This is a genomic window from Corynebacterium sp. HMSC068G04 (assembly GCF_001814885.1).
In the GTDB taxonomy this organism is placed as follows: Bacteria; Actinomycetota; Actinomycetes; order Mycobacteriales; family Mycobacteriaceae; genus Corynebacterium; species Corynebacterium hiratae.
On sequence record NZ_KV818305.1, the window covers coordinates 18,241 to 43,701 of the forward strand.

Annotated in this window: 25 protein-coding genes and 1 tRNA gene; 13 read left to right on the plus strand and 13 right to left on the minus strand. The window is 62.0% G+C overall.

Going from position 1 to position 25,461, the window contains the following annotated elements:
• Positions 1-46 precede the first annotated feature (46 nt).
• On the plus strand, positions 47-862 hold the full coding sequence (locus HMPREF2993_RS04405) for an HAD family hydrolase (protein ID WP_070701234.1): 816 nt from the start codon (positions 47-49) through the stop codon (positions 860-862).
• Here the strand turns inward: HMPREF2993_RS04405 and HMPREF2993_RS04410 are convergent.
• Positions 859-1,548 carry a type III PLP-dependent enzyme domain-containing protein gene (locus tag HMPREF2993_RS04410; protein WP_070701236.1) on the minus strand — a complete coding sequence of 230 codons (690 nt, stop codon included), beginning with the start codon at positions 1,546-1,548 and terminating at the stop codon, positions 859-861. The two genes, HMPREF2993_RS04405 and HMPREF2993_RS04410, sit on opposite strands and share 4 nt — an antisense overlap.
• Positions 1,549-1,652: 104 nt before the next feature.
• On the opposite strand from HMPREF2993_RS04410, the gene HMPREF2993_RS04415 reads away from it, so the two are divergent.
• The 7 genes from HMPREF2993_RS04415 (at position 1,653) to HMPREF2993_RS13585 (ending at position 9,417) form a co-directional block, all read left to right on the plus strand.
• On the plus strand, positions 1,653-2,147 hold the full coding sequence (locus HMPREF2993_RS04415; RefSeq protein ID WP_046647879.1) for a phage holin family protein: 495 nt from the start codon (positions 1,653-1,655) through the stop codon (positions 2,145-2,147).
• Between the two features lie 103 nt (positions 2,148-2,250).
• Positions 2,251-3,153: an alpha/beta fold hydrolase gene (locus HMPREF2993_RS04420; protein WP_070701238.1), complete on the plus strand. Its 903-nt coding sequence runs from the start codon at positions 2,251-2,253 to the stop codon at positions 3,151-3,153.
• Positions 3,154-3,374: 221 nt separating this feature from the next.
• Positions 3,375-4,976 (plus strand): peptide ABC transporter substrate-binding protein, encoded by a 1,602-nt coding sequence (locus HMPREF2993_RS04425; protein WP_070701240.1) that lies wholly within the window; start codon positions 3,375-3,377, stop codon positions 4,974-4,976.
• A gap of 208 nt (positions 4,977-5,184) precedes the next feature.
• Positions 5,185-6,111: an ABC transporter permease gene (locus HMPREF2993_RS04430; RefSeq protein WP_010189948.1), complete on the plus strand. Its 927-nt coding sequence runs from the start codon at positions 5,185-5,187 to the stop codon at positions 6,109-6,111.
• Positions 6,104-7,063 (plus strand): ABC transporter permease, encoded by a 960-nt coding sequence (locus HMPREF2993_RS04435; protein ID WP_046647882.1) that lies wholly within the window; start codon positions 6,104-6,106, stop codon positions 7,061-7,063. The genes HMPREF2993_RS04430 and HMPREF2993_RS04435 overlap by 8 nt, the downstream gene beginning before the upstream one ends.
• Complete coding sequence (locus HMPREF2993_RS04440; RefSeq protein ID WP_070509580.1) at positions 7,063-8,787, plus strand: dipeptide ABC transporter ATP-binding protein; 1,725 nt, start codon at positions 7,063-7,065, stop codon at positions 8,785-8,787. The genes HMPREF2993_RS04435 and HMPREF2993_RS04440 overlap by 1 nt, the downstream gene beginning before the upstream one ends.
• 462 nt (positions 8,788-9,249) lie before the next feature.
• The gene (locus HMPREF2993_RS13585; RefSeq protein WP_158010554.1) at positions 9,250-9,417 is read left to right on the plus strand and encodes a hypothetical protein; all 168 of its coding nucleotides are present in this window, start codon (positions 9,250-9,252) and stop codon (positions 9,415-9,417) included.
• A 39-nt stretch (positions 9,418-9,456) separates the two neighbouring features.
• Here HMPREF2993_RS13585 and HMPREF2993_RS04445 read toward each other — a convergent pair whose 3' ends face one another.
• Genes HMPREF2993_RS04445 through nth form a run of 4 tightly spaced genes read right to left on the minus strand, consistent with a single transcriptional unit; the run spans position 9,457 to position 12,595 of the window.
• Positions 9,457-10,644, minus strand: a complete 1,188-nt coding sequence (locus HMPREF2993_RS04445) for a MarP family serine protease (protein ID WP_070509578.1) — start codon at positions 10,642-10,644, stop codon at positions 9,457-9,459.
• Between the two features lie 38 nt (positions 10,645-10,682).
• The gene (locus tag HMPREF2993_RS04450; protein WP_070701242.1) at positions 10,683-11,360 is read right to left on the minus strand and encodes an NUDIX hydrolase; all 678 of its coding nucleotides are present in this window, start codon (positions 11,358-11,360) and stop codon (positions 10,683-10,685) included.
• Positions 11,357-11,926, minus strand: a complete 570-nt coding sequence (locus tag HMPREF2993_RS04455; protein ID WP_070701244.1) for a TlpA family protein disulfide reductase — start codon at positions 11,924-11,926, stop codon at positions 11,357-11,359. The genes HMPREF2993_RS04450 and HMPREF2993_RS04455 overlap by 4 nt, the downstream gene beginning before the upstream one ends.
• A 9-nt stretch (positions 11,927-11,935) precedes the next feature.
• Entirely contained in the window at positions 11,936-12,595 is a 660-nt protein-coding gene (nth, locus tag HMPREF2993_RS04460; protein ID WP_246819888.1) for an endonuclease III, read from the minus strand.
• A 300-nt stretch (positions 12,596-12,895) separates the two neighbouring features.
• On the opposite strand from nth, the gene glxR reads away from it, so the two are divergent.
• On the plus strand, positions 12,896-13,579 hold the full coding sequence (gene glxR, locus HMPREF2993_RS04465) for a CRP-like cAMP-activated global transcriptional regulator GlxR (RefSeq protein WP_046647888.1): 684 nt from the start codon (positions 12,896-12,898) through the stop codon (positions 13,577-13,579).
• Between the two features lie 97 nt (positions 13,580-13,676).
• On the opposite strand, the gene HMPREF2993_RS04470 is transcribed toward glxR, so the two are convergent.
• The 4 genes from HMPREF2993_RS04470 to HMPREF2993_RS04480 are packed head-to-tail and all read right to left on the minus strand — an operon-like array spanning position 13,677 to position 15,476.
• The gene (locus tag HMPREF2993_RS04470) at positions 13,677-14,489 is read right to left on the minus strand and encodes an MBL fold metallo-hydrolase (protein ID WP_070509573.1); all 813 of its coding nucleotides are present in this window, start codon (positions 14,487-14,489) and stop codon (positions 13,677-13,679) included.
• An 18-nt stretch (positions 14,490-14,507) separates the two neighbouring features.
• A complete protein-coding gene (locus HMPREF2993_RS04475; RefSeq protein WP_070701246.1) occupies positions 14,508-14,966 on the minus strand; it encodes a RidA family protein in 459 nt (152 codons plus the stop codon).
• A complete protein-coding gene (locus tag HMPREF2993_RS13400) occupies positions 14,966-15,127 on the minus strand; it encodes a Sp36 family protein (protein ID WP_010189965.1) in 162 nt (53 codons plus the stop codon). Before HMPREF2993_RS13400 ends, HMPREF2993_RS04475 begins: the two co-directional genes overlap by 1 nt.
• A gap of 13 nt (positions 15,128-15,140) precedes the next feature.
• Complete coding sequence (locus HMPREF2993_RS04480; protein WP_175974779.1) at positions 15,141-15,476, minus strand: WhiB family transcriptional regulator; 336 nt, start codon at positions 15,474-15,476, stop codon at positions 15,141-15,143.
• A gap of 177 nt (positions 15,477-15,653) precedes the next feature.
• Between HMPREF2993_RS04480 and HMPREF2993_RS04485 the strand changes: the two genes are divergently transcribed.
• Positions 15,654-18,089, plus strand: a complete 2,436-nt coding sequence (locus tag HMPREF2993_RS04485; protein ID WP_070701248.1) for a transglycosylase domain-containing protein — start codon at positions 15,654-15,656, stop codon at positions 18,087-18,089.
• A gap of 69 nt (positions 18,090-18,158) precedes the next feature.
• On the opposite strand, the gene HMPREF2993_RS04490 is transcribed toward HMPREF2993_RS04485, so the two are convergent.
• The gene (locus HMPREF2993_RS04490; protein ID WP_070509571.1) at positions 18,159-18,623 is read right to left on the minus strand and encodes a GatB/YqeY domain-containing protein; all 465 of its coding nucleotides are present in this window, start codon (positions 18,621-18,623) and stop codon (positions 18,159-18,161) included.
• A gap of 41 nt (positions 18,624-18,664) precedes the next feature.
• Here HMPREF2993_RS04490 and HMPREF2993_RS04495 point away from each other — a divergent pair, with 41 nt between their 5' ends.
• Complete coding sequence (locus tag HMPREF2993_RS04495; protein WP_070701314.1) at positions 18,665-19,570, plus strand: metallophosphoesterase; 906 nt, start codon at positions 18,665-18,667, stop codon at positions 19,568-19,570.
• 81 nt (positions 19,571-19,651) lie between these two features.
• A tRNA-Pro gene (locus tag HMPREF2993_RS04500) sits at positions 19,652-19,728 on the plus strand.
• Between the two features lie 66 nt (positions 19,729-19,794).
• Here the strand turns inward: HMPREF2993_RS04500 and HMPREF2993_RS04505 are convergent.
• The 3 genes from HMPREF2993_RS04505 to HMPREF2993_RS04515 form a co-directional block, all read right to left on the minus strand.
• Positions 19,795-21,300 (minus strand): hypothetical protein, encoded by a 1,506-nt coding sequence (locus HMPREF2993_RS04505; protein ID WP_070701250.1) that lies wholly within the window; start codon positions 21,298-21,300, stop codon positions 19,795-19,797.
• A gap of 264 nt (positions 21,301-21,564) precedes the next feature.
• On the minus strand, positions 21,565-23,016 hold the full coding sequence (locus HMPREF2993_RS04510; protein ID WP_070701252.1) for a hypothetical protein: 1,452 nt from the start codon (positions 23,014-23,016) through the stop codon (positions 21,565-21,567).
• A 116-nt stretch (positions 23,017-23,132) separates the two neighbouring features.
• Positions 23,133-24,689, minus strand: a complete 1,557-nt coding sequence (locus HMPREF2993_RS04515) for a catalase (protein ID WP_070701254.1) — start codon at positions 24,687-24,689, stop codon at positions 23,133-23,135.
• A gap of 174 nt (positions 24,690-24,863) precedes the next feature.
• On the opposite strand from HMPREF2993_RS04515, the gene HMPREF2993_RS04520 reads away from it, so the two are divergent.
• Positions 24,864-25,412, plus strand: coding sequence for an RNA polymerase sigma factor (locus HMPREF2993_RS04520; RefSeq protein ID WP_046647897.1), 549 nt, complete (start codon positions 24,864-24,866; stop codon positions 25,410-25,412).
• The last annotated feature ends 49 nt before the right edge of the window (positions 25,413-25,461 follow it).

The window sequence follows — 25,461 nt, forward strand, 5'->3', positions numbered from 1 at the left end:
TTACGATGAGCAGGGTAACTCGCACACAGACGGCAGGCCTTCCTCGATGACCGGTACCCCTTTTCCCACTGACGGCGCCACCCGCGCGGCCGCGTTCTTCGACTTGGATAAAACGATCATCGCCACATCCTCTGCCTATGCCTTCGGCCGCGAGTTCATGCACAACGGGCTCATTACCCATGCCGAGGCGCTCCAACTGTCCTTAGCTAAAGCCAGCTATATGCTCGCTGGGCACAGCAGTGAGCATATGGACACCACCCGCGATCAACTCGCCGCGATGGCCGCCGGCTGGTCCGTTAAGGAAGTCCACGACATCGCGGTGGACACCATGCACTCAGTGGTCACCCCCGCCATTTATGCGGAGGCACGCGCGCTTATCGACGCCCACCGCGCCGCCGGCCACGAGGTGGTGATCATCTCGGCGTCGGCAAGCGTACTGGTCGAGCCCATCGCACAGGAACTGGGCATCAAGCACGTCGTGGCCACCGAGCTCGCCGAGGAAGACGGCCGGTTCACCGGGGAAATCCTGTTTTATTGCAAAGGCGCCGCAAAAGCTGAGGCACTGGCGCGCATTGCCCAGGAACTCAACGTGGACCCCGAAGAATCTTTTGCTTATTCCGATTCCGCAACGGATATCCCGATGTTGGAGCAGGTTGGCCACCCCGTTGCCGTGAACCCGGACCGCTTGTTAAAGAAGCATGCCCTTGCCCATGACTGGGAAATTCGCACGTTTAAACACCCCGTTCCCCTCTTCACTGCCCCCAGCGCCCGCGAGTTCGGTATTGGCTCGGCCGTCGTGGCCGGCATCGCTGCCCTAGTGGTTGGCGGTGTTTTCTTTGCGAGGCAGCAGCTGCGCGATTAAGCCGCTTGCGCGATGCCGTCGGCTTCGCGGGCGCCGGCCTCCCAGGCGTCGAGAAGCAGCGTGATGAGCGCCCCCGGATCCTTGTCATAAGCGTCCAGTGCCGCACGGTAGTCCGCGCGATGGCGGTTGAGGTAGGTCTCGGGCACGGCGAATCCTCGCGGATCGAAGCCGGTGTGGATGGCGGCGGTGCGCGCGGCGACGAGCGCCACGGCAGTGCTACGCGCACCGAACAGCGAGCGCGCGGCGATCTCCGCGTGCACCACCACCGGCAATAAACGGTCGAAATCCACGCCGGCTCCGCGCGTGATGAGCTGCGCCAGCGCCTGCGCCACCGCCGGGTTCTGATCGGGGCGGCCCGCACCGCCCGCAGCAACATCGATCCGGGCTAGGACCTGCAGCGGGGCCCGCGCGAAGGTGCGCACCGTGGCCGCCTGTTTTTCGGGAGCGAGGAGGGAATAGGCGCTGACTGCGGGCGGGATACTGTGCGCGTCGAGCGGCGCGCCGTCGATCGCCGCGGCCGCCCGCGCACCGCGCAACAGCGATTCGGAAGAAATAACGTCAAACTTGCGCAAGCCCGCGGGCCGACGGTGCACGCGCGCTATCGCTGCGACGGCAGAACCGGCTTTGTCCTCCACCCCAGAAAGGGCCATCAGCGGGGTCAGCGGGTCAGAATGCGGCATACCCATTACAATAACGCCGTACCCACTTTGCGGGCCGCACCACATGAACTCTGGAAAGTTCATTACTATGGCCGATATAGATTGCGACAAAACAGTAGGAGTATTAAACCGTGAGCAACGACGGACTATTCACTGACGGGTCCAACAAGTTCGCCCCGAAGGTAGACAGCATTCCCTTGAGCGATGCGGATACCTCCCGCCGTGGCGAAGCATCCATCGGCCAGCTCGTGTCCAACGCCACCGAGCAGATGTCCCAGCTGGTTCGCTCTGAGGTTGAGCTAGCCAAGACCGAGCTCGCTGCTTCTGCCAAGAAGGGCGGCATCGGCGCGGGCATGTTCGGTGTGGCCGGCACCGTGGCTCTGTATAGCTCCTTCTTCTTTTTCTTCTTCCTGGCGGAGCTGCTGGCCGTATGGCTCGACCGCTGGGCTGCCTTCCTGATCGTCTTCCTCATTATGGTCGTCTTGGCCGCCGTCGTGGCCTTTATCGGTTTCAAGCAGGTCAAGCAGGTCAAGGCCCCGGAGAAGACCATCCAGTCCACGAAGGAACTCAAGAAGCTGGTTCCGGGGAAGGCTGAGAAGTCCATCGAGCGTGGTCTCTACACCTAAACCCTCAGGGTCCTTTCTCTCTCTCTTTACAGCCCCGCCCCGAGCACATGCGTTCGGGGCGGATTTCGTCTATCTACCCTCCCCCTTCGAAAGGCCCGCCCCTATGAATCCCCTACCGCCCTCCGTAGTGGAGCTTGACGGCCCCTTTGAGCACGAGTTCCTGCACACGCGCGGCATCCGCCTGCACGCCGTCACCGCCGGCAACCCGGATGACCCGCTGGTGCTGTTGCTCCATGGTTCTTTCGGCGGGTGGTTCGACTTCCGGAATGTCATTGCCCCGCTTGCCGACGCCGGCTTCCACGTCGCCGCCCTCGACATGCGCGGCTTTGGCATGTCCGATAAACCACCGCTCGAACCCGGCCAGGATATCCGCGTGGCGGTTGGCGATGTCAGTGGTGCCATCCGCGCACTGGGCCACGATGATGCCTACCTGGTTGGCGGGGATACCGGTGGTGCGGTGGCATGGGCGCTGGCAACCGAGCGGCCCGAGCGGGTGCGCGGGCTGGTTTCTGTTTCGGCAGCACACCCAACTGATTTGCGCCGCGCCATCGCCGCACGCCCCTGGGATTTCGGGTGGGTTCTCCTACGCGCGGCGTTGTGCCGCATGGGAAAAATTGGCGCCCCGAGACTCCTGCTGCGGGAAGATACCTATCACCGAGAGATGGATCTCGACGCCCTCGGATCCTTCAGCGGCGCCGAGCGCGCGGAGGCCCTGCGCTTGCGTGTGGCCTCCTCACGTATTGGAAACGTCCGCCGCGGAATCATCTGGAACCACCGACTGCGTACCGCCGTGGTCCCGCTGAGTTGGCTCAAGCTCAGCGTGCAGTGTCCGACGCTGTTCATTCATGCCGATCAGATGTTGTGGCGGCCGGTAGCCCGGCGCGCGGCGCGACGCTGCCGTGGGGGCTTTACCGCCACCACCATCCCCGGCGCCAAGAACCTCCCCTACCTTGAGAACCCTCACGGTTTTACCCAGACCATCACTCAGTGGCTGCGAGATAGGTAACATTCATCCCCCTCCGTGTCCCACCCCTCTCAGGGGGATGGGACTTTTTTCATTCTCCAACAAAACCGCAGGTCAGGAACAAATACCTACCGATCTATAGCTTTCATTGCAGGACATATTTTTCGATTCCTTGTATATGAGGCGCGCCACGCGGTAGCTTCATATAAAACCAACATCACAGGTTTTCTACATCTTTCGCACCACGGAGGTCTAAGACCCACATGACGCTCAAGAAGACACTTGCTGCTCTCTCTGTCGCTACCCTGCCGCTCACCCTCGCGGCCTGTGGTGGCGATAACTCCGGTTCGGACTCTGCTTCCGGCTCCGCATCCGGTGACGGAATCGTCACCGTCAACGGCTCCGAGCCGCAGAACCCGCTCATCCCGGCCAACACCAACGAAACCGGTGGCGGACGCATCGTCGATTCCATCTACGCCGGCTTGGTCTACTACGACGGCGACGGCGAAGCCCAGAACGAGCTGGCTGAATCCATCGAGCCGAACGATGACAACACCGAGTTCACCGTCAAGCTCAAGGAGTCTAAGTTCTCCGACGGCTCCCCGGTCACCGCGAAGAACTTCGTGGACGCCTGGAACTACGCCGTGGCCAATGACCAGCTCAACGCTTCCTTCTTTGCCAACATCAAGGGCTTCGAGGAAGGCGTGAAGGAGATGGAAGGCCTCAAGGTCGTCGACGACCTCACCTTCACCATCGCACTGAACAGCCCGGAGCAGGACTTCCCGGCACAGCTGGGCTACTCCGCGTTCTACCCGCTGCACGAGTCTGCCCTGGAGGACATGGATGCCTTCGGCCAGAACCCGATTGGTAACGGTCCCTACAAGCTGACCGAGTGGAACCACAACCAGGACGCGACCGTCGTCCCGAATGAGGAGTACAAGGGTGGCCAGACCCCGCAGAACGACGGCATCAAGTTCGTCTTCTACGCTGGCCAGGACGCTGCCTACGCCGACCTGCTGGCAGGCAACCTGGACGTCCTCGACGCCATCCCGGACGCCGCTTTCGACGTCTACGAGACCGACCTCGGTGACCGCGCTGTGAACCAGCCGACCGCCGTGTTCCAGTCCTTCACCTTGGGTGAGAACCTCGAGCACTACTCCGGCGAAGAAGGCGTCCTGCGCCGCCAGGCCATCTCCCACGCCATCAACCGCGAGGAGATCACGGACACCATCTTCAAGGGCACCCGCACCCCGGCCAAGGACTTCACCTCCCCGGTTATGCCGGGCTACTCCGAGGACATCAAGGGCAACGAGGTCCTGAAGTATGACCCGGAGAAGGCCAAGGAACTGTGGGCTGAGGCCGACAAGATCAACAAGTGGGACAACCCGACCCTCGAAATTGCCTACAACTCCGACGGTGGCCACAAGAGCTGGGTGGATGCAACCACCAACTCCATCAAGAACACCCTCGGCATCGAGGCTGTTGGCGCTCCATACCCGGACTTCAAGTCCCTGCGCGATGAGGTGACCAACCGCACCATCAAGACCGCCTTCCGCACCGGCTGGCAGGCAGACTACCCGAGCCAGGCCAACTTCCTTGCTCCGCTGTACAAGACCAATGGTTCGTCCAACGACGGTGACTACACCAACCCGGAGTTTGACAAGCTTCTCGACGAAGCCCTGACCTCCACCTCCGAGGAAGACGCAATCAAGAAGTACACCGCGGCCCAGGAAATCCTGTTCAAGGAACTGCCGGCCATCCCGCTGTGGTACTCCAACGCCACCGGCGGCTACTCCGAGAACGTCGACAACGTCGTCTTCTCCTGGAAGTCCCAGCCGGTGTACTACAACATCACCAAGAAGTAACGCCACCTTTGCTACTTCGCACGACCCCCGCAACCTCCGTGAGCGGGGGTCGCCCCACGTTTTCACCCCCGAAGTGTGATTAGAAACGCGCTATAGATTTCCCGGAGCGTGGGATCACACATTAGAATTCTCGTAAGCTTTGACCTGCGTCCCAAAAATCGGAGAACGCTGGCAAGCACCTGCCCCACAATGAGTAAAGGACCACACTATGCTGCGCTATATCGGGCGCCGAGTGCTCCAGATGATTCCGGTGTTCTTCGGAGCCACCCTGCTCATCTACGCGCTCGTCTTCTTGATGCCCGGCGATCCAGTCGAAGCCCTTGGCGGTGACCGCGGCCTCACCGAGGCTGCCCGCGCCCGCATTGAGGCTGAATACAACCTCGACAAGCCGTTCATCATTCAGTATCTGCTCTATATCAAGGGCATCTTCATGTTGGACTTCGGCACGACCTTCTCCGGCGTGCCCGTGACCCAGGTAATGGCTAATGCCTTCCCGGTTACCGTGAAGCTCACCGTCATGGCGATCATTTTTGAATCCGTCTTCGGCATCCTCTTCGGCGTCTTCGCCGGTATGCGCCGCGGCGGCTTCTTCGATTCCACCGTGTTGGTCATCTCCCTGCTCGTCATCGCCGTGCCCTCCTTCGTTATCGGCTTCGTCTTCCAGTACCTCGTAGGCATTAAGTGGGGCGTCCTGCCGGTTACCGTCGGCGCTAACGCCACGGTGAAGTCCCTTCTCATGCCGGCCATGGTGCTCGGCGCGCTCTCCCTGGCCTACGTCATCCGCCTGACCCGCCAGTCCGTGGCTGAGAACCTGCGCGCCGACTACGTGCGCACCGCCCGCGCCAAGGGCCTGTCCAACGGCGCGGTGACCCGCCGTCACGTGCTGCGCAACTCGCTGATTCCTGTGGCCACCTTCATCGGCGCCGATATCGGCGCACTCATGACCGGCGCCATCGTGACCGAGGGCATCTTCGGCATCAACGGCGTCGGCGGCACCATGTACCAGGCCATTCTGCGCGGTGAGCCGACCACCATCGTCTCCTTCACCACGGTGTTGGTGATCATCTACATCATCGCCAACCTGCTCGTTGACCTCCTGTACGCCGTACTTGATCCGAGGATTCGCTATGCCTAATTTCGAGAAAACCACTCCCTATCCGGGCCAAGAGCACTTCGTCTCGGAAACCGATGAAACGGGTCTCGGCGCGGTCGACGCCGTCAAGGACGAGTCCGCTCCCTCCTCTCAGTGGGGCGAGGCATGGCGCTACCTGCGCCGCCGCCCACTGTTCTGGGTCGCTGCCGTGATGATTCTCGTGGCAGTCCTCCTGGCTATCGCACCGGGTCTGTTTACTAGCACCGACCCGCGCCTGTGCGAACTATCCAGGTCCCTCGCACCCGCCGAGCCGGGCCACCCCTTCGGTTTCAACCGCCAGGGTTGTGACATCTATGCCCGCGTGATCTACGGTGCGCGTGCGTCGGTCGCCGTCGGCATCCTCACCACGCTGCTCGTCGTGGTACTTGGTTCAATGATCGGCGCTATCGCCGGCTTCTTCGGCGGCTGGATCGACTCCGTCCTGTCCCGCATCACCGACATCTTCTTCGCCATCCCGCTAGTGCTCGCCGCCATCGTGGTCATGCAGATGTTCAAGGAGCACCGCACCATCGTCACGGTGGTCTTGGTGCTCGGCCTCTTCGGCTGGGTCTCCATCGCCCGCATCACCCGCGGCGCGGTGGTCTCCATCAAGAACGAGGAATTCGTACAATCCGCACGCTCCATCGGCGCGTCGAGCTGGCGCATCCTGTTCAGCCACATCCTGCCGAACGCAGCCGCGCCCATCATCTCCTACGCCACCGTGGCGCTGGGCACCTACATCGTCGCCGAGGCCACCCTGTCCTTCCTGGGCATCGGCTTGCCGCCGACGTTCGTGTCCTGGGGCGGAGACATCTCCGACGCGCAGGCCTCCCTGCGTGTTGCCCCGGCAGTCCTGTTCTACCCGGCGGGTGCCTTGGGCCTGACCGTGTTGAGCTTCATCATGATGGGTGACGTCGTCCGCGATGCACTCGATCCGAAGGCGAGGAAGCGTTAATGACTAACCCACTTCTTGAAATGAAGGACGTTCGCATCTCCTTCACCACGTCGACCGGCGTGGTTGAGGCAGTGCGTGGCGTCAACATGTCCATCTACCCGGGCCAGTCCGTGGCCATCGTGGGCGAGTCCGGTTCCGGTAAGTCCACCACGGCGATGTCCATCCTGGGCCTGCTGCCGGGCACCGGCAAGGTCACCGGCGGCCAGATCCTCTTCGAGGGCGAGGACATCACTCACTACAACAACAAGCAATTCGAATCGCTGCGCGGCGACAAGATTGGCTTGGTCCCGCAGGATCCGATGTCCAACCTGAACCCGGTGTGGCGCATCGGTACGCAGGTCGAGGAATCCCTCAAAGCTAACAACGTGGTGGAGGGTTCCAAGCGCCACGAACGCGTGGTGGAGCTTCTGGAGGAAGCCGGGCTTCCCGACGCCGAACGGCGCGCCAAGCAGTACCCCCACGAGTTCTCTGGTGGTATGCGCCAGCGCGCGCTCATCGCAATCGGCCTGGCCGCCCGCCCGAAGCTACTCATCGCCGACGAGCCCACCTCCGCGCTGGATGTAACTGTTCAGAAGACCATCCTGGACCACCTGGAGCACCTCACCGAGGAGCTGGGCAACGCCGTGCTCTTCATTACCCACGACCTTGGTCTGGCAGCCGAGCGCGCCGAACACCTCATCGTGATGCACCGCGGCCGGATCGTCGAGTCGGGCCCCTCGCGAGAGATTCTGCGCTCCCCGCAGCACCCCTACACGCGCCGCCTTGTCAAGGCCGCCCCTTCCCTCGCCTCCTCCCGCATCCGCGCGGCCAAGGAAGCTGGTGTGGAGGCCAAGGAGCTCAAGTCGGGTGAGGCGATCGGCACCGCCTCCGACTCTGGTTCCACCGCTGCAGATTCCGCTGAAGGTTCATCTTCCGCGGCTCAGGCCCCGGTCATCTCGGTGCGTAACCTCACCAAGGAATTCGATATCCGCGGCCAGCGCGGCGGCAAGAAGCTACTGAAGGCCGTCGACGACGTCTCCTTCGACATCCGCCGCGGCACCACCCTTGCGCTGGTGGGCGAGTCCGGTTCCGGCAAGTCCACGGTCGCCAACATGGTGTTGGGTCTTTTGGAGCCGACCTCCGGCACCATCGAATTCGAGGGCCGCGACACCTCAACGCTGTCGAAGCAGGAATTGTTCAAGCTCCGCCGCAAGATGCAGGTGGTCTTCCAGAACCCCTATGGTTCGCTGGATCCGATGTACTCGATTTACAAGTGCATCGAGGAACCTATGGCGCTGCACAAGGTGGGCTCGCGCAAGGAACGTGAGGCCCGCGTGGCCGAGCTTCTCGACATGGTCTCCATGCCTCGCTCCGCCATGCGCCGCTACCCCAACGAGCTTTCCGGCGGCCAGCGCCAGCGTATCGCCATTGCCCGCGCGCTGGCGCTGCGCCCAGAGGTCATCGTCCTCGATGAGGCTGTCTCCGCCCTGGACGTGCTGGTGCAAAACCAGATCATCCAGCTGCTCGCGGAGCTGCAGTCGGAGCTCAGCCTGTCCTACCTCTTCATTACCCACGACCTCGCGGTGGTCCGCCAGACCGCCGACGACGTAGTGGTCATGAAGAAGGGACAGGCCGTCGAACAGGGCACCGCCGACGATATCTTCGACAACGCCCAGCAGGAGTACACCCGCAACCTCATCAACTCGGTTCCGGGTATGCACCTCGATATCGGCACGGATATCTAGCTCAAGCGCGCCGACTACCCGTCAACCTTGCTGTGGTTGGCGGGTTCGGCATTGACGGGCCTTTATACCAGCGATAGCGGGCCGCGAAAGACGATGGTCTTTATATGCAATTACTGGACCCAAGACTGTTGAAAAACAACCAGCAATTCCATAAAGTGTACGGTGAGCCATATCACTTCTATGGACTCTAAAGGATCTCTAACACAAGGAATTCTGATGAAGAAAATCACCCTTTTAGCTTTCAGTTTGGCGCTCACCACATCTGGCGCGGGACCTTCTGCTGCCGCCACCAACGTGCAACCGTTCAAAATCTGCGAATACGAGAATGGATCACAATGCACCGGATGGTATCCAAATCCGGACACATGCCGAGACATCTTCAATAAGCCAGGCGTTACTGATTACCAGCTTCGCGCCTGCCTTGCTTGGAGTGGGCACGGGAGTCGGGGATAGGAACGCATAATGTCCACTTCCATCGTGATAATTCTTTTGGCTGTCCTACTCATCTCCCTCCCCGCAGGAATGATGCACCACCGCATTAACAAACGAACACATAGCCATGATCCCGAAGTTCGTCAGGCTGCTGTGGACTTTCAACGAGACGTCAGCAGAGGGCAAATGGGCTTTTAATTCACTCGCCCGCCCTCGCCGAAGACCTATTCCAGAAACCTATGAGACGCAGGAGCCGGTTGGGGTGGCGTCGACAAGCTGCGTAACGTCACCCACGTGGCCGCGCACCTCGTCCGCGGTGAGTGCATAGCCCGTATCGGAATCCTCCACGGAAGCACCAAACACAACGCCGAGCACCTGGCCCTCCGGGTTGATCATCGGGCCGCCGGAATTGCCCTGCCGGATGCTGCCGCGCACCGTGTAGGCATCGCGCTCCACACGGCCCGTGGAATAGATATCCGGCCCCGCGATGGTGAGGCGATCCCGCACTCGCGCCGGTTCTGCAGTAAAGGGCCCCGACTGCGGGAAGCCCAAGACGATGGCATCATCCCCCGTCACAGCCGCTTGCTCCGCCCACGGCAAAGGCTCCAAGCCCAACCCGGGGCTATGCAGCACCGCAATGTCCACATCCGAGTTGTAGTACACCACGTGCGCCTCCTTGAGCCCGAGCACAGTATCGAGGTGAACCTTATCCGTGCCGGCCACAACGTGGGCGTTCGTGATGACGTAGTCCGGTTCCGTGACAAAGCCCGAGCCCATCAGCCGGCGCGAGCACGCCTCCGCATCACCCAGCACGTGGATTACGGAAGGTCGCACGCGTTCCGCGAGCTCAGGGTCCTCGATGTTCACTGCGGGAGCATCCACCTCCACATCGGCACCGGAACGCTCCCACGGAGACACCAGCGGCGGCAGCCCAGACTCGTTGAGTAGTGCTGCGATACCGTTCGGCAGCGCCGCTAGGCGCGAGGGTGCCGCTGCATTGAGCGCGCTGAGCACGTGCGACTCACGCAGCGCCTGCCCCGGCCGGCCACCCAGGTTGGATGCCAAAGGCAGGGAAACCAACCAAATCACCACGATGGCCGCCACCGCCTGGAATACCGCACCAATTGAGGAGTCCACGCGCTGCCCCGAGCGGGTGCGCATGCGGTCCCGCAACGCCATGCCAAGCGACGTCCCCACCAGCTGCCCTAAGCCCACCAGCAGAATGAGCACGCCGACAGCCAACAAGAAGCGCACGGCGGCCTGGTCCGCCAAGCCCATCGCCAGCGGGGCAACCACGGTTCCCAGCACCAGCCCCGCAATGATTCCCACGGCGGCGAGGACCGCTGCCAAGGCGCCCTGCCGCCAACCCACGCGAACAGCGAGGAGCACGGCAACCACGATCAGGATGTCAACAGCAAGAGACACAGAGGGAATGCTTTCTTAAGGGCTAAAAGGGGCAGAAACTAACCTATCTTCTCATTATTCAAGGAGCGGTTGAGTGATTCACGCAGATCGTGAACCATTTTCTTATCCCATTCCACGCTCCAGCCCGCATGATCCATCAGCCCAGACAGCACTCCCGCGGTAAAACCCCACACCAGGTAGCCCCGCGTCCGAAACGCCGGCCCCTTCCAGCGGCCAAATCCCACCATCATGCGATTCGTGGGATCCGCCAGCTCCCGCAAAGGGACGGTGAAGACATCATCGGTTTCCGCGGGGCTCGCCGGCCACACGTCACCCGGTTTATGCCAATACGCCAGGACCGGGCTCACGGTGTTGCCGGTAGCTGGGATATCTAGCTTGCTCCACTGCTCAAGGGGTGTGACGGTGGAGCGGTCGAGGCCGGTTTCTTCTTCGGCTTCGCGCAGGGCAGCGTCGACAAGCGAGGCGTCCTCCTCGTCCTTGCGCCCACCGGGGAAAGCAATCTGCCCGGAGTGCGAGCGCATCGAGGGCGAGCGGTGCGTAAGCAACACCTCACCGTCCTCAAAACTCGCGCCCTTCAACAGCACCAACACTGCCGATTCACGCCGACGCCGAGCGGCCGGGACGTGGCGAATGAGGCGCTCTTGAACTGTGCTTGTATCGATCCCAAGAGCAGGGCGCAGCCACTCCGGGGCATGAGCAGGAAACAGGCGGCTCACTGAAGAACCTCCTCGACGGCCGCCTCCAATTCTTCGGCGGAGCTAAACGGTTTGATGAACTTCTCTTCTACCTTGCCATCGCGTACCACCAGGGTGATGGGGATGACGCCCGGCAACCCGAGCTCACCGGCGAAGGTGCCGTCATCATCCTGATAGCTGGGGATGTCGACCTGCAGGTCACTCAAAAGCGCAGCACCGTTGGCGGCGTTCGCATCCGCATGCACGCCGACGACATTCCACGTCGAGTGTGAGCGCGCGAGATCTTCGAAGAAGGGCAGCTCCGTGCGGCACGGCTCGCACCACCACGCCCACAACGTGACGATCTGAACGTTCTTGGCCGCCGCGGTACCGGCCGCTCCTAAGCAGGGAAGGTCCACCCCAGCAATGGGCCCCTCGGGGCACTTGGGACGCTTGGCTATTTCTTGCTCCTGTGCCTCGGGGACAGGGACCTCCGGCTCATCATCCTCAAGGAGATTCACCACGCCGACGAACGCGAGTGCCGCCAGCGCAACAATGGCTGCGATGCTCACCTTCACGTATCCGGGCCACCGAGAATATTGGCTCATTGCTCCACCTTAACCCCGCGACGGGCACCATGGGGCGAGGACGCAGGCCGTGCACTTCGGCTTCCGGGCGGTGCACACGCGCCGCCCGTGGAGGATGAGACGGTGAGAGAACACGGTTTGCTCTTCTTCGGGCACGCGCTTGGCGACGTCCCTCTCAATCGCCCGCGGCGTCTTCGCCTCGGTCAGACCGAGCCGCTGGCTCAGGCGCGTGACGTGGGTATCCACGGTGATTCCCGGCAGCCCAAAGGCATTTCCCCGCACCACCAGCGCGGTCTTGCGGCCGACGCCGGGCAGCGAGGTGAGCTCGTCGATGCCGCGTGGTACCTGCCCGTCGAAGTCCGCGACGAGCTTTTCACCGATGCCCAACAGGTGGCCGGCCTTCATGCGCTGAAAGCCGAGCGGGCGGAGAATGCGCTCAAGGTCGGCGCGGTCCGCGGCGGCATAATCCGGTGCGGTGGGGTAGGCGGCGAACAGCTCCGGGGTGACCTGGTTGACGCGGGCATCCGTGCACTGTGCTGAAAGCACTGTCGCTACGAGTAGCTCAAGGGGGTTGGTGAAGTCTAGTTCACAGTCGGCATCGGGATATTCGTCCGCGAGGGCGGTACGAATATGGGCAACACGCGCTTCCTCGGTATCATCGTCATGCTGTGCAAAAAGGTCAGGGGACATAGAAGTAACTCTAGTGACGGAAGTTAGAATGGAAAGCATGATTTCGCTCGTTGTCCTCGTCCCGCTGTGCCTCGCCCTGTTTGCCATTCTCATGGAAAAGCTAGAGGCAACGGCCTTCGAGAATTAAACAGATTAGTAAAGGCATGTGACTATTTTTCCCGTTGGTGGAAATAGTGACTAATTGCACTGTATGATGTTGTGCAGTGCCTCGTGGCGCACTGGAGACTAGGTGCGTCAAAATAGACCAAACCAGCTTGCGTCCAAGTGTTTTCCTCGCTGCGCAGGCTTTAAGGAGTAACAGTGGAAGGCGTACAGGACATCCTCTCCCGCGCTGGCATTTTCCAGGGCGTCGATCCGGTAGCAGTACAGAACCTCATCGAGCAAATGGAAACCGTCCGTTTCCCGCGCGGCACCACCATTTTCGAGGAAGGAGAGCCGGGCGACCGCCTCTACATCATCACCTCGGGAAAGATTAAGCTTGCTCGCCACGCCCCGGATGGCCGTGAGAACCTGCTGACCGTGATGGGCCCGTCCGATATGTTCGGTGAGCTTTCTATCTTCGATCCGGGCCCGCGCACCTCGTCTGCTGTGTGCGTCACCGAGGTCACCGCCGCCACGATGAACTCCGAAATGCTCAAGCAGTGGGTGGCTGATCATCCGGCGATTGCGCAGCAGCTGCTGCGCGTGCTGGCCCGCCGTCTGCGTCGCACCAACGCCAACCTGGCGGACCTCATCTTTACCGATGTTCCGGGCCGCGTGGCCAAGACCCTGCTGCAGCTGGCTAACCGCTTCGGCTCGCAAGAGGGCGGTGCACTGCGCGTGAACCACGACCTCACTCAGGAAGAGATCGCCCAGCTCGTCGGCGCGTCCCGCGAGACCGTCAACAAGGCGCTGGCCACCTTCGCCCACCGCGGCTGGATTCGCTTGGAAGGCAAGTCGGTGCTCATCGTCGATACCGAGCACTTGGCCCGCCGCGCGCGCTAAGTCTTAAAGGCCGAGCCAACATATGCCGCCTCCGGGCGGCTGTGGCCCAATGCAAAATCCCCCGAGAATTTCTCGGGGGATTTTCCTATGCGGTGTTTTAGTTCTGAGCCGCGAGGTACTTCAGCGCAGTGCGCGTGGATTGCTCGGCGGCGTGGCGAAGGACCGGGTCGACGTCGTCGTACATCTCATCGACGAGGGTCTTAACGTCAACATCCTCACCAAGGCGCCCGCGGACCTCTTTAATCTGATCCAAGCGGTGGTGGCGGCGGTCAATGTACTTGCGGGCAACCGCGGAGGTGTCCTCCAAGTCCGGGCCGTGCCCCGGGAAGAGTGCTACATCCTTGCCGCGCTCTTCGAGAAGGTCCAGCGTCTTCAGGTAGGCTCCCAAGTCACCATCGGTCTCAGACAGGAGCACGGTGTGACGGCCAGCGATGGTATCACCGGTCAGAATTCCCTCCAGGGTGGAGTTCTTAGCCTCTTCGGACCATACGAAGAAGCAGGTGGAATCCGCAGTGTGGCCAGGGGTATGGACCACCTCGAGTTGCGGGGTGATGCCGTCGACGGTGATCACTTCGCCGTCGACAAGCGCCTCCGCGCCGTTGCAGTAGTTCGGATCGAACGCGCGAATCGGAGCGCCGGTGAGCTGGCGCAGACGCTGAGCGCCCGAGGCGTGATCATCGTGGCGGTGAGTGAGAAGGATCAGTGCTACCTCGCCCGCTTTCGCGGTCACAACGTTGAGATGACCCTCATCCTCTGGGCCTGGATCGACCACAATGGCGCGGGAATCTTCTCCGGCGCGAATGATCCACGTGTTGGTGCCTTCCAAGGCGGTGTAGCTGGGATTATCGCACAGCACGACACCGACGGACTGGCTCACGGGACGCAATTGGCTATATGCAGGATGCTCCATGGTTCTAACCCTATCCGATTACTCAGCGATTTCTACGATAACTTCGATCTCAACGGGGGAATCCTTCGGAAGGACCGCTACCCCCACTGCAGAACGCGCGTGAACACCGGCATCACCAAAGACCTCCCCGAGGAAGTTCGAGGCACCGTTGATAACCGCGGCCTGATCCGTAAAGGATGGAGCCGAGGCGACGAAGCCGACCACCTTCACCACGCGGGTGACACGGTCGAGGCCCACGAGGCCATCGATGGCAGCCAACGCGTTTAGCGCGGCCGTGCGCGCCAGCTCCTGCGCCTTCTCGAGGTCCACTTCTGCGCCAACCTTGCCGGTAGCAGGCAATTCGCCGCCCACAACGGGCAGCTGACCGGAAGTCCATACCTGGTTTCCTACCTGGATGGCCGGGATATAGGACGCGAGAGGGGCCGCGACAGAAGGAAGCTCCACGCCGAGTTCTTCCAGGCGTGCGAGGGCGCCCATTAGGACTCCTCCAGAGGGCGCTTGAAATAGGCGACGACATTCTCCGGGTTCATGCCCGGGGTGATAGTGACGAGCTCCCAGCCGTCCTCACCCCAGGAATCGAGGATTTGTTTCGTCGCGTGTGTAAGAACCGGCGCGGTTGCATATTCCCATTTAGTCATGGGCCCAATGCTACTAAATACCGATGAGTTCGCCACCCTCAGCAAGGTAATGCGCCCAGCTGGTGATGTGCGGATTTTTACGCAGAAGGGCGCGGCGCTGGCGCTCCGTGAGGCCGCCCCACACACCAAACTCCACGCGGTTATCAAGGGCATCCGCGCGACACTCGTTCAGCACCGGGCAGTGGCGGCAAATCACCGCGGCCTTACGCTGCTCTGCCCCTCGCACGAAAAGCGCATCGGGGTCACCGTTGCGGCACTTGGCTTGGGTAACCCACTCACCACGCTCGGAGGTTAACGAGGCATTCTTTACCATTGCGGACCGTCCTGCACCTTTGACACTGACTGCCATGGCTAGGTAACTCCTTCCAAGTTCCCCCCGTCGTAGTGGAAGATCGTGAATAACCCTCAACCCGACGGAATATTATGTACCATTGGTAAGTCTATTCACAGACCGGTATACCTGTCTAACAGGTCACACTTTAGGGGGGTCTCCCGGTTGTCGCCCTAAAGCACTAGTGTGTGGAGGGTGACTGTCATCAAATCCCTGGGAAAGCTCGTCCTGTCCACAGCACTGGTCGGCATCCTCATCGCGCTAGCCATCGCCCCCGTCGCCGGCGTCAGTGGCGTTGCCGTTGCTAGGACGAACGAAACGATGCAATCGGACATCCAGGATCTCACCAGCGGGGATACCCCCGGCGTGAGCACCATCTTGGACGCCAAGGGCAATCCCCTTGCCTACATCTACGAGCAGCGCCGCCATCCCGTACAGCCGGATGAGATCTCCGACGCTATGAAGCAGGCAGTTGTGGCCATCGAGGATCGCCGCTTCTATGAGCACGAAGGCGTCGATCTGCAGGGCAACGTCCGCGCTTTGTGGACCAACCTGGCCGCGGGCGGCGTCTCCCAGGGCGCGTCCACGCTGGATCAGCAGTACGTGAAGAACTATCTCCTCCTCGTCAACGCCACCACGGATGAAGAACGCCAAGCCGCAACCGAGCAATCCATAGCCCGCAAGCTGCGCGAGATGCGCATGGCGACGGATATCGACGCCAAGCTTTCCAAGGACGAGATCCTCACCAACTACCTCAACCTCGTGCCCTTTGGTAACCACTCCTACGGTATCGAGGCCGCCGCCCGCACCTATTTCGGCTCCGATGCCGCGCACCTCACCGTGCCGCAGGCAGCGATGCTCGCCGGCATGGTGCAGTCCTCGGAATACCTCAACCCCTATACCAACGAGGAAGGCGTGCTCGAGCGCCGCAATGTGGTGCTCCAAGCTATGGTCGACACCGGCTCTCTATCCCAGGAGGACGCCGATGCCTATGCCCAAGAACCCCTTGGGGTGTTGGATAGCCCCGCCACGCTGCCCAATGGCTGCATCGGCGCGGGTGATCGCGGTTTCTTCTGCGACTACGTGATGGACTACCTCGCCGATAAGGGCATCGACCACGAGCATCTAGCACGCGGTGGCCTGACCGTGAAAACCACCCTTGACCCCGACGTCCAGGACCAAGCTCTCAACGCAGTACGCAGCCACACCGCCCCGGATACCGAGGGCGTAGCGGAAGTCATGAACGTGATCAAGCCGGGCACTGATTCCCGCAAGGTCCTCGCCATGGTGTCCTCGCGCACCTACGGGCTCGACCTTGCCAACAACGAAACCCTCCTGCCCCAGCCCAATTCGCTGGTGGGCAACGGCGCCGGCTCCGTGTTCAAACTCTTTACAGCCGCGGCCGCCTTGGAATCGGGCTACGGCATCAAAGACAAACTGGCAGTGCCCAAACGCTACGAGGCGGAAGGGCTAGGCTTCGGCGGCGCTGAGAACTGCCCACCCAACAAGTACTGCGTGGAAAACGCCGGCAGCTACGCCTCCACGATGACCATGCAGGACACTCTCGCCTACTCCCCCAACACCCCCTTCATCCAGCTCACCGAGCAGCTTGGCGTCGAGCGCATCGTCGACATCGCTGTGAAGCTCGGCCTGCGCTCCTACGAGGAGCCCGGCAGCTACGACGGCGAATCCTCCATCGCCGACCACATTAAGGACTCCAACCTGGGCTCCTTCACGCTCGGCCCGACGGCGGTGAACGCGCTCGAGCTTTCCAATGTGGGCGCGACGGTGGCGTCGGAAGGCATGTGGTGCGAGCCGAACCCCATCGAGGAGGTCACGGACTCCCACGGTAACGAGGTGTACCTCAAGCACACCCCGTGCGAGCGCGCAGTGGGCAAGGAAGTTGCGAAGGCGCTGGAAAATAACATGACCGCCGATACTGAAAAGGGCACGGCGGCCGATTCTGCGCGTGCTGCGGGCTTCAGCGGTAAGGCCGCCGCCAAGACTGGTACCACGGAGTCCAACCAGTCCTCGGCATTCCTCGGCTTCAACTCTGAGGTTGCTGCCGCGCCGTATATCTACAATGACGGCACCACCACGAGCCCGCTGTGCACCGGGCCCGTGCGCCAGTGCGCCAACGGCAACCTCTTCGGCGGCAAGGAGCCCGCGTCGACGTTCTACACCATGGCCGCGCGCGTTCCCGATGCGCTGAAGGGAACGGTGCCGGACTACGACCGCGCTTATGATTCGGGCACGGTATCGCCGCTTATCGACGGGCTGAAGGGCAAGTCCGAAAGCCAAGCCCGCTCCGCTCTAGAGAAGGCTGGCTACGTGGTTAAAACCACCGAGGTGCCCGCGCCCGGCGTGGGCTACGGCAAGGTGGTTCGTGTCATCACCGGCGCATCCGGCACCAAGAAGGGCGCGGAGGTAACGCTGCAGCTTTCCGACGGCTCCGCTGGCGACTCAACGAACTCCGCCGCCTCAGACTCCAGCTATTACACCCCATCAGCGCCGAGCGGCAACGGCGGTGGCGCGGACAATGACCAGCCGGCTACTCAGTCCGGCCCGCTGTTCTCCCAAGAGGACGTCGACCGCCTGACGAACGACGTGCGGGACTTCTTCGGGCTTTAGCGCTGAGCGCGCTAAAGCGTAAAAACGAGCTAAACGTAAAAACGAGTTACAGCGTGGGGTGCTAGCGCTCTAGTTGAGGGCGGCCTTGACCGCGGTGGACAGGCGCTTGCCGTCGGCGCGCCCAGCAGCCTTGGCGGTGGCCACCTTCATCACGTTGCCCATCTGCTTGATGGTCACCGGCTCGCCGGAGTCCTTCTCAACCTCGGCGATGGATTCAGCGACGAGGGAGTTCAGGGCGTCGTCGTCAAGCTGCTCCGGCTGGTAGGCCTCGAAGAAGGGGACGTCGACAAGCTCTGCCTCCGCCAACTCGGGGCGGCCGTTTTCCGCGTAGACCTCTGCGGACTCGCGGCGCTTCTTGATCTCACGGGCGATGACCTTGAGGATGTCCTCATCGGTGATCTCGTGGCGGGAACCAGTAGTTTCCTCCGCTTGGATGGCAGACAGCAGAGAACGGATGGCGCTCGTACGGGCCTTGTCCTTGGCCTTCATCGAGGTCTTAAGGTCAGCACGGATAGTTTCTTTCAACTCACTCATGCCCTTCAATCTACGCCTGCCGGCCAGGTAGTGTGGTGAAGGTGAAGACTTTCCCTGTTCTTGGCGGACTCGCCGCCGCCGGCCTAGGCGTTGCCGCGTGGGCGCACTCAGAACTCACCAAGTTTGAGCTCAAGGAGTACACCCTGCCGCTGCTGGAGCCCGGTACGCTGCGCGAGGAGTCCGAGTTCCGTATCCTGCACGTGTCCGACCTCCACATGATCCCGGGCCAGCGCGCCAAAATCGAGTGGGTCTCAGGCCTCGATGCCCTTGACCCGCACTTGGTGATCAATACCGGTGACAACCTCTCCGACGAGCGCGCCGTACCCGAGGTCCTCCGCGCCCTTGGCCCGCTGCTGAGCCGCCCGGGGATGTTCTGCTTCGGCACCAACGACTACTGGGCGCCGCGCATCCCGAACCCCTTCAACTACCTGATTGGGAAGAAGAACGAACCTTCCTACGTGAACCTGCCCTGGAAGGGCATGCGCGCGGCCTTCCTGGAACACGGCTGGCACGACGCCAACCAGGCCCGCGTGGAGTTCAAGGTAGGCGATGTCCGCCTCGCTGCCGCCGGCGTGGACGACCCACACCACGATTTGGATGACTACTCCGAAATCGCCGGCGCCCCCAACGAGGACGCCGACCTCTCCTTAGCACTACTGCATTCCCCGGAACCTCGCGTCCTGGAGAAGTTCGCCGCCGACGGCTACCAGCTGTCCCTGTCCGGACATACGCACGGCGGCCAGCTCTGCCTGCCTTTCAAGGTGGCGGGCTCGCGCTCCATCGTGACCAATTGCGGCATCGACCGCGTTCGCGCGGAGGGCCTGCACCGATTCGGAGAAATGTACATGCATGTCTCCAACGGGCTGGGCACCTCCAAGTTCGTTCCTTTCCGCCTCTTCTGCCGCCCGTCCGCCACGCTGCTGCGTATCACAGAGAAGGCCGCCTAGGAATACCCCCTCCACGCTGCCGTTTTGTCCTTTCAGGCTGGGGTGCGTTACAGTATTCCGGTACCGCTTAGAGCGAGACACCGGGATATGGCGCAGCTTGGTAGCGCGCTTCGTTCGGGACGAAGAGGTCGCAGGTTCAAATCCTGTTATCCCGACCATTAAACCCGCAGGAAACTGCGGGTTCTTTTCGTTTTCACCGGGCGGCGGAAAGGGCGCCCGTCCTCCTAGAAGCTGGAGGAGCCACCCGAACCGGAAAAGCCCGAGCTAAACCCGCTGTTGACGCCGCCGCTGCTACCGGAAGAGCTATCGCGGGCGGCAGTCGCGTCGCTGTCCCAGGTGCTCACAACGTAGAAGGGCACGTAGCCGTGGTAGCCGGAGCCGGCGAAGAAGTGGGAGTCATAGATATGCGTGCGTACGGGGCGTTCCTCGGCCTCGTTCTCCTTCTGCAGCTGTGCTTGCAGGTGCTCCGAGAGCAGCGCAGTCCGGTCCAAGAGCTCCAAGTAGCACTCCATGAACTGCGGGTGGTTCGGCTCCTCGGACAGGGCCACGGCGGTGTCTTCCAGCTCCTTGGCGTGGCGCTCAAGCGCCGAGTCAATGTCCGCAGCCAGGTAGCCCGCCTGGGCTAGGTCCTTGCCCAGCTCGTAGAGCTCGTAGCGGCGTGTGTCGGTATCAGCGTTCTCGATACGGTGTAGCTTTTCGATGTTGGACTCGGCGGTCTCTACACGTTCGCAGAGCAAACGTGCACGAGCAATGAGCACGGAGCGTGAGCGGAACTGCTCGTCCGGTGCGTCGGCCGGAATCGACATGAGGGAACCCACCTTGTCATCGATGGCCAGGAAGTCATCGCGCAGGCCCTCCCAGTCCTCACGCAGGCGTTCATCCACTAGACCCGATTGCAGCGAGTGCGCCCGGATATCGATCTCCCGCAGGCGCTGCGCCACATCGGTATAGGTCTGCGACACATAATCCCAATCCTCGCGCGCCTGCTGCGCGTTCTTCTGACGGCTGCGGCGAGTACCGCCAACGATGCCTGCGCCCGCGCCACCAACGCTCAGGCCCGCTACCCCCAGACCAATGGCCGCCCCAACGCGGTTATTTTGAGCACTCTCAAACTGGGTATCCGCAGCACGGTCCACGTCGATCGCTGCCGCCGCACCCGCAAAGAGACCAGCAGGAATGTTGTCATCCCGCACGCCCGGCTTAATGGCTTCGATGGACTGCTCGAGATGGCTATCTTTCTTGCGCAGCTTCATCTGTTCGGCCACGTCCTCACCCGCGAAGACGAAGGCCTGGCGCGGATCGAGGCCGACGCCGACGAAGACTTGGCCATCGGCAAACTTATCCTTGCCGATAAGCTCCGGGTGATTGTCACGCAAATACTCCTCCACGGAGTCGTTGACGTTTTCTTTGTTCTTGGCAAAGACCATGTAGTGCAGCCCTTGGACCACGTCGGGGGCGGCGATCCGGGAGACGTCGCCAAGCATGCGCTCTTCCTCCTCCGGAGTGAGCACATCGTCGGGGTCCATGATGTCGGCCTGGACCTCGCGCTGTGCTGGCTGCATGACAAAATCGGCACGCTCCGGCGCATCGAAGACCGCCAAGCTTGCGCCCGCACCAATACCTCCGAGCAGCAGACCTCCCGCCACTGCTGCACCGACGATGGCGCCGACCGACGTTATTTTGGGACCACGGCTGGCGGCAAAAGGTTTGATATCGCGAGAGTCAGTCACGGTGATTCTCCAATTCTTCAGCGTTCAGTGCCGCCAATTTTACCCCCGAAAATTGGAAACGACGCGGTGCCCCTACAGCAGCCGCGTCGCCCCTATTCCCTATCACTCACAACGGATTGGAGAAACCGTTTGCCTACCCCCTAAGTAGGCTTTGTGAGCGATTCTCACTCTAGCACTATTTTCCCTCGCAACGGTAGATAAATCTTCAAAAACTCTGTAACGCTTCTACCGGCTCAGTCGATGCTTCACACGCAGGCCTTTGAGCTAGGCTTTTCCATTTTCTTCGTGCCTAGCGGGTGCCCCCACGAGAACGAAAGCCGCGATCGAAATTACCCCCAAAATAGCCAGCGCGGTCCACAGCTGTGGGGACTGCCCCCCATTGCCTGCCACGGTGATGGCGGAGGTTGCCCACTGCATGGGAAAGAGGTGCACGAGCGCACTCATCGCGGCGTTGAGATCGGTTCCCGTCGAGGCCGCTTTCCACGCCCATCCCACGACGCCCACCTGGGCTACGCCGAGCACGCTGCCCAGGCCCCAACCAGCGAGCCCCAGTCCGCGCACGAGTGCGTACACAATGCTTGCCGACGCCACCCCGGCCCCCGCCGCCGCGAGCCCCGCCCACGCCACGGCCGCGGCGGTTCCACCGGTAGCAAGAAGTGCCACGAGCAGGCCCACCACAACTCCGATCAGCACCGCGCCGCCCAGCAGCGCGAGGATACGACGCTCCACGCGCGTCAGCAGCGCTCCGATAACCCCGCCGCCCAAGACGGCGATAGCCGCGAGGAGCATGGCCACGATGGGGCTCAGTAGCTGGGAAGGCGCGTTATCGCCCTCTGCAGGTCCGGCTACGGTGGGCAAGGCACGCTGCGCGCCCTGCACCTTGGACCGGTTCTGCTGCGCCATGCCGTCGACCTTCTCTGCGCCGGCAACGAGCTTGTCCACACCTTGCAGGGCCTCATCGACCTTGGAGTTGAGCTCACCAATACCGGCATTGAGCTGCTTTGCGCCCTCCGTGGCTTGGTAGACGCCATCGTGGTAGGCGTAGCCGCTCACGGCCAGCTGGTTGGAGAGCTCGCGCGAGCCATCCTTCAGCTGCGTCAGTTGATCCTGAATGGACTGGTCAAACTGGAAGTTCTCCACTTGGCTGCGCAGATCACCGAGCTGCGAGCGGATGTTCTTTGCCTCCGCCGAGTTGTTTCCTTCCAAGTCCTTGAGGGTGCCGTCGATGGCCTGCAGGATCTGTCCGCGGACCACGCCTAGGCCGATGACTTGGTCGACGGCGCCGCCGACGCCGTCGGCCAGCTCGGTAGCACCGTTGCCCAGCTGGGCGGTGCCGGATTGCAGCTGTACGAGGCCGTCATATAGCTCCTGCGAGCCGCCGGCCAGTTTATCCACTCCGCCGCCCAGTTCACCGGCTCCATCCTTCAGCTCACCGGTGCCGTCGGCCAGTTGCTGCGCGCCGCTCGCCAGGAATCCCGCCTGGGCATTGGCTTCGCTGAGGGCGCGGGCGACGTCGTAAAGCTCAGCGGGATCGATGGTGCCATCGCTGGGCGCACCCGCCTGCTCCTGAGACCAGGCTTCGGCTGGCTGCCACTCGGACACGGTGGCAACGACCGCGCCGATAACGAGCGGCACGATGAGCACGAGGGCGAGAAGGAGTGCGCGGGTGCCAACCTTCCGGTTAGCGTCAGCAGGAGTAGCTAGGCGTGAGGTCATGTAAAAGAAACTATCGCCCACGCTGGGCAAAAGCGGTCAGGCGCGCGGAAAAGCCCCGCCCGGAATGAACCCGGCGGGGCTTCTAAGGTGACGGATTAACGCCCCTGCGTTAATCCCTACTTCTTTTCAGCGAAGAGCTCGCGCACGCGCTTGCCCAGCTGCGGGGAGACTGCATCCCAGTAGGCGTAGACGCGCTCCTCGGTCTCCGGGGACACACCGGCCATAGCGTTGGTGATGTTGTCCGCCAGGCGCTCCTTGGCGCCGTCATCGTAGACGTTCTCGTACAGGTCGGTGGCCTGGACGGTGTCGTTGTCCTCAGCGTGGTGGATATAAGGCGCACGCACCAGGTCGATGCCTGCCGGGTCCGGGTTCACGTAGAGATCCGGCGCGGTGGTGGTCTCCTGCTCCTTGAAGCGCAGGTTCTCATCGCCATCCAGGTAACCGCCGCCCTTAGCGTGACGGTTCGGGGAGTAGACCGGATCCTCCGGGGCGTTGAACAGGTACTGCATCGGACCCTCGTGCTCATAGGTGTTGACCTGGTTGAGCGGCTGGTTCACCGGCAGCTGCTTGTAGTTCGGTCCGATACGGTAGCGCTGCTGGTCGGAGTACGCGAAGACGCGTGCCTGCAGCATCTTGTCCGGAGACAGCCCAATGCCCGGGACAATGTTGGACGGATCCAGGGCAACCTGCTCAATCTGCGCGAAGAAGTTGCGCGGGTTGCGGTTGAGCACGAAGTATCCGACATCGACCAGCGGGTAATCCTTCTTGGACCAGGTCTTGGTGAGGTCGAAGGGGTTGAAGCGGTACTCTTCAGCCTCCGCCACCGGCATGATCTGAACCTTGACGTCCCAGACCGGGAAGTTGCCTTCCTCGATGGCGTTGTAGAGGTCCTCGCGGTGGTAGTCCGCGTTCTTGCCAGCCATCTCCGTGGCTTCCGCGTCGGTGAAGTTCTCCACGCCCTGGCGGGTCTTGAAGTGGTACTTCACCCAGAAGGCATCGCCGGACTCGTTGACCCACTGGAAGGTGTGGGAGCCGTACCCGTTCTGGTGGCGGGTGGTCTTCGGGGTACCGCGATCACCCATAAGGTAGGTCACCTGGTGGGTGGTCTCCGGGTTGCGGGTCCAGAAATCCCACTGCATGTCAGCATCACGCAGGCCGTTCGCGCCCAGACGCTTCTGGGAGTGGATAAAGTCCGGGAACTTAATGCCATCACGGATAAAAAAGACCGGGGTGTTATTACCCACGATGTCGTAGTTGCCGTCCTCAGTGTAGAAGCGCAGCGCGAAGCCGTGGACGTCACGCCAGGTATCCGGGGAGCCCTGCTCGCCGGCAACGGTAGAAAAGCGACCCATCATCGGGGTCACGGTGCCCTTCTGGAAGAGCTTTGCCTTGGTGTAGGCGGAGACATCCTCGGTAACGTGCAGCTCACCAAAAGCGCCGTGCCCCTTAGCGTGCGGGGTGCGCTCCGGCACGCGCTCACGGTTGAAGTGCGCCAGCTTCTCAATCAGGTGGATGTCATTGAGCACCACTGGGCCGTTCTGACCCACGGTGATGCTGGTGTTTTCAGTAGCAACCGGCTGGCCGGAAGGACGGGTAGTGTTCGGGCCGCCCGGGGCGCGCTGCCCCTTGTCTAGAACCTTGTCTGCCGCGGACTCATTTGAAGCGTTAGTCATGGGGTTAATGCCTCCTAGATCGGTTGATAATTTGCTTTACATTATCAATCACGGACCTTTCATAGACTACCCATAAAAAATGACCTGCGCAACAGTTTTTGACGTTGCCAGAGTTCACGGCCTTAAGCCCGAGGCACCCAAGTCCTGCCTCCCCCGACTGGTAAGTTATGGGAGGTGAAACGACACTCCGAGCGCGACGATGCGCGCGTCACCGACCTCGCCCTCAAGGCAGGCCGTGGCGATCGCGCAGCCCTCACGGAGTTCATTAAGTCCACCCAAGATGATGTCTGGCGCCTGCTCGCCCACCTCGGTGGCCCGGACATCGCGGATGACCTCACCCAAGAGACCTACCTGCGCGTCATCGGCGCACTCCCCCGCTTCGCCGCCCGCTCCTCAGCGCGCACGTGGCTGCTCTCTCTTGCCCGCCGCGTGTGGGTGGACAACATCCGCCACGATATGGCCCGCCCGCGCAAGTCCGCCACCGAGTACGAGGATGCCGCCGCCCTCGCAGCAACTCCCGAAAACGCCGGCACGTGGAGCGAGTGGATCGACGCCCGCGCGCTTATCGACGCCCTCCCAGAAGACCGCCGCGAAGCCCTCATCCTGACCCAAGTACTGGGCTATACCTACGAGGAGGCCGCGAAGATCGCCGGGGTCCGCGTGGGCACTATCCGCTCCCGCGTGGCCCGCGCCCGCAAGGACTTAATCAACCAACGCGGCTAATCGTTATCGAGCCGTTACAAATCGGCTTGGCCGGCCATAGAACCTGCAT

Bases quoted from the DNA above. Each gene is read 5' to 3' on its own strand.
- HMPREF2993_RS04455 (WP_070701244.1), bottom strand. From the start codon at position 11,926: ATGAGCCAATATTCTCGGTGGCCCGGATACGTGAAGGTGAGCATCGCA.
- HMPREF2993_RS13585 (WP_158010554.1), top strand. From the start codon at position 9,250: ATGTCCACTTCCATCGTGATAATTCTTTTGGCTGTCCTACTCATCTCC.
- HMPREF2993_RS04480 (WP_175974779.1), bottom strand. From the start codon at position 15,476: ATGGCAGTCAGTGTCAAAGGTGCAGGACGGTCCGCAATGGTAAAGAAT.
- HMPREF2993_RS04475 (WP_070701246.1), bottom strand. From the start codon at position 14,966: ATGGGCGCCCTCGCACGCCTGGAAGAACTCGGCGTGGAGCTTCCTTCT.
- HMPREF2993_RS04510 (WP_070701252.1), bottom strand. From the start codon at position 23,016: ATGACCTCACGCCTAGCTACTCCTGCTGACGCTAACCGGAAGGTTGGC.
- HMPREF2993_RS04430 (WP_010189948.1), top strand. From the start codon at position 5,185: ATGCTGCGCTATATCGGGCGCCGAGTGCTCCAGATGATTCCGGTGTTC.
- HMPREF2993_RS04470 (WP_070509573.1), bottom strand. From the start codon at position 14,489: ATGGAGCATCCTGCATATAGCCAATTGCGTCCCGTGAGCCAGTCCGTC.
- HMPREF2993_RS04420 (WP_070701238.1), top strand. From the start codon at position 2,251: ATGAATCCCCTACCGCCCTCCGTAGTGGAGCTTGACGGCCCCTTTGAG.
- HMPREF2993_RS04435 (WP_046647882.1), top strand. From the start codon at position 6,104: ATGCCTAATTTCGAGAAAACCACTCCCTATCCGGGCCAAGAGCACTTC.
- HMPREF2993_RS13400 (WP_010189965.1), bottom strand. From the start codon at position 15,127: ATGACTAAATGGGAATATGCAACCGCGCCGGTTCTTACACACGCGACG.
- HMPREF2993_RS04440 (WP_070509580.1), top strand. From the start codon at position 7,063: ATGACTAACCCACTTCTTGAAATGAAGGACGTTCGCATCTCCTTCACC.
- HMPREF2993_RS04405 (WP_070701234.1), top strand. From the start codon at position 47: ATGACCGGTACCCCTTTTCCCACTGACGGCGCCACCCGCGCGGCCGCG.
- HMPREF2993_RS04515 (WP_070701254.1), bottom strand. From the start codon at position 24,689: ATGACTAACGCTTCAAATGAGTCCGCGGCAGACAAGGTTCTAGACAAG.
- nth (WP_246819888.1), bottom strand. From the start codon at position 12,595: ATGTCCCCTGACCTTTTTGCACAGCATGACGATGATACCGAGGAAGCG.
- HMPREF2993_RS04425 (WP_070701240.1), top strand. From the start codon at position 3,375: ATGACGCTCAAGAAGACACTTGCTGCTCTCTCTGTCGCTACCCTGCCG.
- HMPREF2993_RS04410 (WP_070701236.1), bottom strand. From the start codon at position 1,548: ATGGGTATGCCGCATTCTGACCCGCTGACCCCGCTGATGGCCCTTTCT.
- HMPREF2993_RS04490 (WP_070509571.1), bottom strand. From the start codon at position 18,623: ATGAGTGAGTTGAAAGAAACTATCCGTGCTGACCTTAAGACCTCGATG.